10 protein-coding genes are annotated in these 8,062 nt (G+C 61.6%); 4 read left to right on the top strand and 6 right to left on the bottom strand.

The window, feature by feature from the left end; genetic code table 11:
- Window positions 1-953 precede the first annotated feature (953 nt).
- Together ETX26_RS07990 and ETX26_RS07995 are read left to right on the top strand one after the other, a co-directional pair.
- Window positions 954-2,327 carry an NAD(P)/FAD-dependent oxidoreductase gene (locus tag ETX26_RS07990; protein ID WP_225425547.1) on the top strand — a complete coding sequence of 458 codons (1,374 nt, stop codon included), beginning with the start codon at window positions 954-956 and terminating at the stop codon, window positions 2,325-2,327.
- Window positions 2,328-2,448: 121 nt separating this feature from the next.
- On the top strand, window positions 2,449-3,921 hold the full coding sequence (locus tag ETX26_RS07995) for an FAD-dependent oxidoreductase (RefSeq protein ID WP_165271720.1): 1,473 nt from the start codon (window positions 2,449-2,451) through the stop codon (window positions 3,919-3,921).
- Window positions 3,922-3,940: 19 nt separating this feature from the next.
- Here ETX26_RS07995 and ETX26_RS08000 read toward each other — a convergent pair whose 3' ends face one another.
- Together ETX26_RS08000 and ETX26_RS14545 are read right to left on the bottom strand one after the other, a co-directional pair.
- Window positions 3,941-4,393, bottom strand: a complete 453-nt coding sequence (locus tag ETX26_RS08000; protein WP_225425548.1) for a hypothetical protein — start codon at window positions 4,391-4,393, stop codon at window positions 3,941-3,943.
- Window positions 4,357-4,812 (bottom strand): hypothetical protein, encoded by a 456-nt coding sequence (locus ETX26_RS14545; protein ID WP_318531651.1) that lies wholly within the window; start codon window positions 4,810-4,812, stop codon window positions 4,357-4,359. Before ETX26_RS14545 ends, ETX26_RS08000 begins: the two co-directional genes overlap by 37 nt.
- Window positions 4,813-4,862: 50 nt before the next feature.
- On the opposite strand from ETX26_RS14545, the gene ETX26_RS14550 reads away from it, so the two are divergent.
- Together ETX26_RS14550 and ETX26_RS08010 are read left to right on the top strand one after the other, a co-directional pair.
- Window positions 4,863-5,306 carry a hypothetical protein gene (locus ETX26_RS14550; RefSeq protein ID WP_318531652.1) on the top strand — a complete coding sequence of 148 codons (444 nt, stop codon included), beginning with the start codon at window positions 4,863-4,865 and terminating at the stop codon, window positions 5,304-5,306.
- On the top strand, window positions 5,240-5,788 hold the full coding sequence (locus tag ETX26_RS08010) for a hypothetical protein (RefSeq protein WP_129524062.1): 549 nt from the start codon (window positions 5,240-5,242) through the stop codon (window positions 5,786-5,788). Before ETX26_RS14550 ends, ETX26_RS08010 begins: the two co-directional genes overlap by 67 nt.
- A 151-nt stretch (window positions 5,789-5,939) precedes the next feature.
- Here ETX26_RS08010 and ETX26_RS08015 read toward each other — a convergent pair whose 3' ends face one another.
- The 4 genes from ETX26_RS08015 to ETX26_RS14475 form a co-directional block, all read right to left on the bottom strand.
- Window positions 5,940-6,269, bottom strand: a complete 330-nt coding sequence (locus ETX26_RS08015; protein WP_129524063.1) for a putative periplasmic lipoprotein — start codon at window positions 6,267-6,269, stop codon at window positions 5,940-5,942.
- Window positions 6,266-7,138 (bottom strand): RHS repeat-associated core domain-containing protein, encoded by an 873-nt coding sequence (locus ETX26_RS08020; protein WP_225425549.1) that lies wholly within the window; start codon window positions 7,136-7,138, stop codon window positions 6,266-6,268. The genes ETX26_RS08015 and ETX26_RS08020 overlap by 4 nt, the downstream gene beginning before the upstream one ends.
- Window positions 7,139-7,150: 12 nt before the next feature.
- Window positions 7,151-7,354: a hypothetical protein gene (locus ETX26_RS14470; RefSeq protein ID WP_129524064.1), complete on the bottom strand. Its 204-nt coding sequence runs from the start codon at window positions 7,352-7,354 to the stop codon at window positions 7,151-7,153.
- 11 nt (window positions 7,355-7,365) lie between these two features.
- On the bottom strand, window positions 7,366-8,062 hold a 697-nt coding region (locus ETX26_RS14475), incomplete at its 5' end, for a hypothetical protein (protein ID WP_404825276.1).

Raw genomic sequence — 8,062 nt, forward strand, 5'->3', positions numbered from 1 at the left:
CAACGAGGAATAGCGGCACCTATCAACGTCTTGCTCTCTAACGACATCAGCGATTAGCACTGCGTGATGACGCCTGAGAAGAGCTTCTGTTGCAGGTGTTGCTGTTACAACTTTGGCACGTGAGCCATTGGCAGGTTACAAAGTTTGAATGATCACTCAGCCCTCTCGTGAACTTAAGCCGCCGGTGCGCTGGCTGCTCAGTTGCGCCTTTGTTTGGAAGACGACCGGAGGGCAAGTTTCGACAGGCCAACTTGGCCAGCGAATGTCCGCTATGTCGGCGATTGAAGGCGCTTGCGAATCCCAGGGATTCGTCGTTCGATCCCGGTATGGTATAGGTGATGACGGCTGCCATTGCTCATTCGATCGGCTCCTCGTGGTCACAGCTTTTGCGCAGCCGAACGCTTCATCGTGTTGAGCCGATATCTTGCCGAAGGGGACGATGCTCCCCGACGTCGAGGCGCGCCGGAGGTGTGCCATGCGAACTTTTATCTTACGTCTTGAAGCCGATGCGAGTGGCGGAGCCAAATCGATCGAATTTGACGGCCAGGACGCTCATCAGGCCTTCGCCATACTGGCGAGCGAACCCGAGCTCCGCCGGGCCACGGTCTGGGAAGGCCCGAGATGCCTCGGCTCGGTGCTTCGCACCGGAAGGGATAGTTGGGAAATCGGGCAGCGTCGCAAACCGAGCGGACACGGGCGGGTGGTTCAAGACCGGATCGTCCCAGCCGTGCGCGAACGAATTGAATCTCGAGAGTAGAGGCAGACTCGATCCTGGCTGAACGCTCCTTCTTCATGAAGCGAACCGTTCTTAGTGCGCGGAACGGCTTGGGGTGGGAGGCATTCAACCAGGCGAGGAGGCTTTCCTGCGGAGCACCGACATGCACCTACGGACATTCGTATTTGTCCAAGTTCCCGTGCCGATAATCGCCTCCCCCCGCCGCTGAGGCCGAACGATGGTGGTGCAGGCACAAACGGCGTCGCGCGGCCGAATGGATCTCACACCGGCCCCCGTCCACGACTGCCCCCACGTCGTCATCGTCGGTGGGGGCTTTGGCGGCCTCGCTTGCGCGCAAGCGCTAGGAAGCAAGCGCGTGAGAGTGACGATCATCGATCGGCACAACTATCACCTCTTTGTTCCCCTGCTCTACCAGGTCGCGACGGCTGCACTTTCTCCGGCCGACATCGCGGAGCCCATTCGCAAGGTGCTCCGCCGCCACGACAATGTCGACGTCGTTATGGGCGAAGTATCGGGGATCGACGTCGCAAGCCGCCGGGTGCTGGTGGGCTCCGACGGGTACATCCCCTACGACCGACTCGTTCTGGCGACTGGGTCCGTCTACAACTATTTCGGCAATCAGCGGTGGGCGTCGGTCGCCCCGGGGCTCAAAACGGTGGCAGACGCGCGCCGCATCCGTGCGAGCGTATTGCGCGGGCTCGAGCGCGCGGAACTCACGAAAGATCCGGACGAGCAACAGCCCCACATGACCTCGGTCATTGTTGGAGGTGGGGCAACCGGGGTCGAGATGGCCGGCGCGATTGCCGAGTTGACCCGATGCAGCCTGCACCGCGACTTTCGCAACATCGACCCGACCACCGCGAGGACGATCCTGCTCGAGGCGGGCGAGCGCATCCTCACGCCGTTTCCGGAAGAGCTCGCCCGATACGCTCACCGGCGTCTCGAGAAGATGGGGGTGTCGGTGCGGGTTCAGTCGCCGGTGGAGAATATCAGTCCCGGCACGGTGACCGTCGCCGGCGAAGTCATTCCGGCATGCACCATCGTTTGGGCGGCGGGCATCCGCGCGTCGCCTGCGGCGTCGTGGCTCGACGTGGAGTCGGACCGGCTCGGCCGAGTGCCGGTGGACGCTACGCTCGCAGTCGAGGGGCGCCCAGGCGTGTTCGCGATCGGAGATACCGCGGCCGCAGCGGACGAAGACGGGCGGCCGCTTCCCGGGCTGGCGCAGGTCGCCAGGCAGCAAGGCACCTATCTCGGGCAAGCGCTCGCGGCGGAGCTGGAGAGCGGGACGGCATTGCCGCCCTTCCGGTTCAGAAGCAGAGGCAATGCCGCTGTGGTCGGCCGCAGCGCCGCCCTGTTCGACTTTGGAGGGCATCGCCTGAAGGGCTGGATAGCCTGGATCCTCTGGGCGCTCGTGCACGTCTATCTGCTGGTCGGCTTCGAGAAGCGGCTGCTCGTCTCGATCCAGTGGTTCTGGCAATGGCTGACATACCAAAGCGGCGTGAGGATCATCAGCGACGAGGAGGTCTGCGAAACGGACGCGGTCGAGGCCGCCGCTTCGAACGCCGACGATGACGGCAGAGGTTCGCGATGAGCGCTCGGTGTTCCGGTGTGTTCCGAGGAACCCGGTGTCGCTCCAGATGCTTTCCCTAGACGGACGGCCAATCAGAAGGGAAGCGAACATGCATGACCAAGCGCCGAGGCCTGGAAGGCGAGTGTACTGGAACGAAACCGTACACCCGGACACATTTCCCGAGCTCTCGGGCGAGGTCTCCGTGGATGTCGCCGTGGTTGGCGGCGGCATCGTTGGCGTCACTACGGCGCGCCTGCTGAAGGATGCGGGACTGACGGTCGCAGTCGTCGAAGCACGGCGCGTGGGCCGGCAGGCCACGGGTAAGTCGACAGCCAAGGTCACGTCGCAGCACGGCCTCGTTTACCAGACGCTCGTCCGGAAGTTCGGGGAAGACAGCGCCAGGCTCTATGCGCAAGCGCAAGAGGCAGGGGTCGCGAAGATCCGCGATCTGGCCGCGCAGTGGTCGATCGATTGCGATCTCGAGGCTCGCCCGCATATTACTTACACGCGCGATCAGAGCTACGCCTCCAAAATCGAGGAGGAAGTGGAGATCGCGCGCAGGCTCGGGCTTCCAGCAAGCCTCGCCCGTGATACCGACCTGCCCTTCGAGGTGCTGGCGGCCCTCCGGTTCGAGAACCAGGGGCAGTTCCATCCGGTCAAATATCTCGCGGGATTGGCCGCGACCATCCCGGGCGACGGCTCCCACGTCTTCGAGAACAGCCGCGTGGTCGATTGGGATCCGACCCGGGTGGCGACCGACAATGGTGCTGTATCGGCCCGAGTGGTGGTCATGGCCACGCATCTGCCGCTCGGTCAGATCGGTGGCTACTACGCGCAGGCCTACCCCCATGCGCATCCCGTAATCGCCGCGAAGATCGGCCGGGTCCCCGCCGCCAACTACATCAGCGCTGAGCAGCCGAAACGCTCCATCCGAACCCATCGATGGGAAACCGGCGAGGTCTATGGCATTGCGACCGGTCCCTCCTTCAAGCCGGGCCATGTGGACGAGGAAAGGAAATCCTTCGAGGAACTGGAAAGCTGGCTGGCCGAACATTTCGACGCAGGTCCGGCCGAATATCGCTGGGTGAACGAGGACTACACGCCCATGGACGGCGCGCCCTTCGTGGGCTGGGCCAAAGGGCAGGATTATCTCGTCGCTACCGGGTTCGACGCCTGGGGGATAAGCAACGGCACGGCGGCAGGCATGATCCTCGCCGAACTGGCGCAGGACAGGGATCATCCGTGGATCGAAGTCTTCGACGCTAAGCGGGTGAAGCCGCTTGCCGGGGGTACCGAGTTCCTCAAGGAGAACGCGGCCGTCGCCAAGCATCTCGTCGGTGGCCATCTCTCTCAGAAGCCGGAGAGCTTCGGCGAACTCGCGCCCGGCGAGGCCGCGGTCATGAAGATCGATGGTGAGAACGTCGCCGCTTTCAAGGACGAGCAAGGCACGGTGCACGCCGTCTCTGCAGTTTGCAGCCACATGGGCTGCCTCGTGGGATGGAACGAGACCGACCGGACGTGGGACTGCCCCTGCCACGGCAGCCGGTTCGAGCTCAGCGGCGAGGTCCTCCACGGTCCTGCAATCCGGCCGCTCGGATCCAAGATCACCGGGTAATCTGGCTCTCTGTGCGTGGTTACGGCGCGTCCCGCGTTTCGCCGGGCCCGAAGATGGATCCGCGGGCGGCGAGCAGCTCCTTCGCGGTGCCAGCCGTCACCAGCCCCCAGACCACGTGCACCCCGAGCATCAGAGCATTTCGCCGCCAGGGATGCGAAGTGGCAGGGCGCAGGATCCCGGCGGCCGGAATCCATCCGAGATAGCTGGCCGCCCATACCGCCGGCCCGAGAACGCTTGCGCGCGTGCGGCTGACGCCGCTCGTGCCGGCGAGCAGCGCACCCGCGACCGCGCCGAACCCGAAATGAGCGGCGATCGTACGGTCCGCGGTCGACTTCGACGACGGGCCAGGAAGGACTTGTTCGGTTATCTCCCGCGGAGGCAGCGGATATCGCTCGCCGGCGGGCAGCAGGCGGTCGAGCCGGCGCATGGCTGCCGTCATCGCCGCCGTTCCGACGATGGCAGCGCGGTGCAACGCGCAAGCTCGCCACCGAACGGACAGGAGAGGCAATCGCCGCCTACGACGAGGCTGGCCATGTCCATGCGGCCGCCACGCGTGACGAGGCACGCCAGCAACTGATCGCGCGCTGAGATCGGGATCGGCAGGAGCAGCCGGCGAGCGGCCGTATCATCCTCACGCACACCAACGAGGATGTCCGCACGCTCAACGAGGCGGCTCGAACCAGGATGCGGGTCACCGGTGAGCTTGGCGAGGAGGCAACCCTGCAGGTGACCCGCGGCATACGAACGTTCACGCTTGGCGACCGGATCATGTTCCTGCGCAACGAGCGTAGCCTGGGCGTAAAGAACGGGTCGCTTGGCACGGTCAGAAGCGTCGATAGCGCCCGCATGCAGGTCGCGCTTGATGACGGGCGGAGCGTGGTCTTCGATCACATCGCGATATCGATCACGGCTACGCCGCGACGATCCACAAGGCGCAAGGGATGACGGTCGACCGGGTCCATGTACTCGCAACACTCGCGCTCGACCGGCATGCGGCTTACGTCGCGCTCTCGCGGCACCGCGACCGGGTCGATCTCCACTACGGCAGGGATGATTTTGCTGACCGGGCGAAGCTGGGGCGCATGCTCAGCCGGGAGCGGGCGAAGGATATGGCGCGTGACTATGCGCCGGCGCCCAAGGTGCCGGAGCCTGCCAAGAAGCGCGATCCTTTTGCGGGGCTGAAGCTGAGGATGGAGCCGCTGCCGGACCGTAAGCCACCCGCACCCGAAAAACCCTCAGTCCTCTCGACCGGTACGCGGCAGCTGCTCGCAGGCACCAGTCGAAGCTCTCCGCCGCGGTCGTGCGGCACGCGCGGATCGTGCGCGATATGCGCGCTACCCACGCCCTGGGTCAGGACTACACCAGGGAACAGGGCACTGAACTGACCGCAAGCCGCGCAGCGCTCGATGCTCTGCGGACCCACGGGCGAACCGATCTTGAGAATGCATTTTCTGGCGATCTCAAGCTTATCGAGGAGGCGGTAGGCGGGAACACTGATCGAGCCATTAGAGCGATGGAGCAGCAGGCGAGGTGGCGCACCGATCCTGAGGTTCGTGCCGATCGCTTCGTTGCCGAATGGCGCCATCTGCGCAAGCGGCGTGAACAGCTTGGCGGGTGGCAGAATTTCGAAGAGCGTGATGCGACCGACAAAAGACTCACCGCCATGGCGCGCTCGGTCGAGAAGGATCCGCAGATGGGGGCAGCCCTATTCAAGCGTGCCAGTCAACTCGGCCTTAGCCGTGAGTGGTCGCTCGAGTGGTCACCCGGAAGCTTCGACGGCGGCATTGGTGATGAGCTTCAGCGCTCGCGCGGGATCGCGCAGGCGCTGGGGCGCATGTTGGGACGGGAACGAGGTCTTGGGCTTTGATACACCGGCAGGGGGTGCCGCCTATCTCGCTGAAAAGTAAAGTACAGGCTATGACCTATCTCACAAGGAGAGCGTATGCCTCTATTTTGCTCTCGTGGATCAATCCAACCTTGGCTCTTCCTCCACCGTGTAGAACAGCCAAACGGTGCGCTTATTTACATACAATGCTAGGCCCGGTTTCGGAAATGGTGACAACGCCATCGGCGGGGTAGTTCACCCCTTGATAGCAAAGGTTCGCTGAGAACTCCTCGCCACCCCTGATGTATTTGAGGGTGTAAGTGTTTTCAGAAAAGGTTCTGAACTGCAAACGCTTGCTTTGACCTGGCTCTATGGAGCCCAACTCTGTGGCATCATCGTCTTGAAAAATAACTGCATTTTCCAGCGTTTCGTCGGTTTCATTATCGACAACGAACGTCGATGTTTGGGAGGTACATCCTCCCAAGAAAATTAAGGCAAGAGCGAAGGCGATGGTACTTTTCATGGCGACGTGATCAGGCAGCCGTTGGACATAGCATACTCCGCCGCCTGGCTTACAGACATATCAGAAAAACGAGGGTCCTCCGCCATAGCTACACCCACGTAATTGTTATGATCGTCCATCCTCCTAGCTGCTTCGGTGTACCCCGGCCTGCCTAAGAGCCTTCCCCTTACGTTATACCCCCAAGCGTCATTTACATTTAGTGCACCAAGAGCGGCACTTCCTCCCGCCTTTCTGGCAAGCGTCATCGCTCCGTAGAAGTGGCGATACGCATCTCTGGCGTCATCTATACCGGTGAGATTCGGGTACGCGGCTGCCGATGCTCTTCGCGCAGCCCCGGTTGCCCAGGCGGCATCAATGGCAAGTTCGAAATCGCCGTATAGATAGCTTGGCACTTCGCCAGGTACAGCCGGGCACGGCGCATCATTTTGCGGCCTTGTCCCGGTAACCACAATTACGGCACCTTCGCCACCAGTTGAGCCTTCCGCTGGAGGATTGCCACTCGAAGCAGCGATGGGATCATAGTCACACTTCCAGTCCACGTATCGAGTACCGCCAACCGTTACCTCTACTAGCGTGCAGAGGGAATCTCCCATACGTTTTTGTTGCGCCAGCCCCAACGGATCGACGAAGTTGATCGGATCGCTTCCCACATAGTTGTACATATTCATCCCATCGGCATATCCGATGGGATCGGTCTGGAGGAACCGGCCGAGGGTGGGCGAGTACATACGAGCCTTGTAGTAGTAGAGGCCCGCTTCCCCCAGCCACACCTGCCCGGTGTATTGGAACCGCCCGAGGTTGTCGTCGGCAGGGATGCCATACTCGTCATAGGCATTGGCCCCAAGCAGCGCACCGCTCGCATTCGACACCGCGATGATTGATCACGATTTGTTGAACAGTCGAAAAACGAAACCTGCGCTAAGAATGATGGCCGATCCCACGACGAAGATAACGACGAGCGCTATCATGTCGCGCTGGGAGTATGGTGAATCACCAGAAACGAAGTAAACAAAATTTGCGACACAAAATATCGCAAGAAGCCCCAGTAATGCCTTCGCGAACAAGGGAAATTCAGTCCAGCTCATGCCAATCATCCTCAACATCCAATTCCAGGAAGTGGGGGAGTAGTGAATCCACCTGTCACCCGTTTACCACGAGCGCCATATGCTCCCAAGCCTCCACGCAAACTTCCAGTCAAAGATTGCGATGCTCCTCCATCCGTGTAGCTTCCCTCGACACCAGCGCCATATGCGGCCCCACCTGCCCAAACATCTGACACGTTGTAGCTAGCGCCCGTCGGCAGGGTCCCCGTGCTCCCGGTGACAGTAGCATTGCCACCGCCAGCACCATAGGCGCCTAGACCGCCCAAGTAGGTCAGGTTGATGTTTGCGAAACCCTGAGTGCCAGGACTAAAGGTGAAATCAGTTATACCGATGTCGACATTAATCGACACCCCAATTGTGCCTAGAAATACTGTACCTCCAGCACCTCCGCTTAGTCCGATGCGGGAGCGCGAATCATAGCTACAATATTCTGGCCGATCACTTTGCAACTTAGTAGCAACCACCAATATCTCGCCCGAAAGAGCACTCTCTGACAGTTCGACGGTGCCTGCAGCCGGGCATTCAGGCACAAAGTTCGGGCGTGCAAACGCAAACGGCTCGGTCGGCTGGCCGATGCCGTCCCTGTTCTCGTCCCAGACATAAATTGTATAGCTGCCGACCACGAGCGTGCATCCGGTTGCTTGCGTCCCGGTTGGGTCGGTAAAGTTCACCGGATCGCTTCCGACGTAG

The sequence above is a fragment of the Pelagerythrobacter rhizovicinus genome, from assembly GCF_004135625.1.
GTDB classification, from domain to species: domain Bacteria; phylum Pseudomonadota; class Alphaproteobacteria; order Sphingomonadales; family Sphingomonadaceae; genus Pelagerythrobacter; species Pelagerythrobacter rhizovicinus.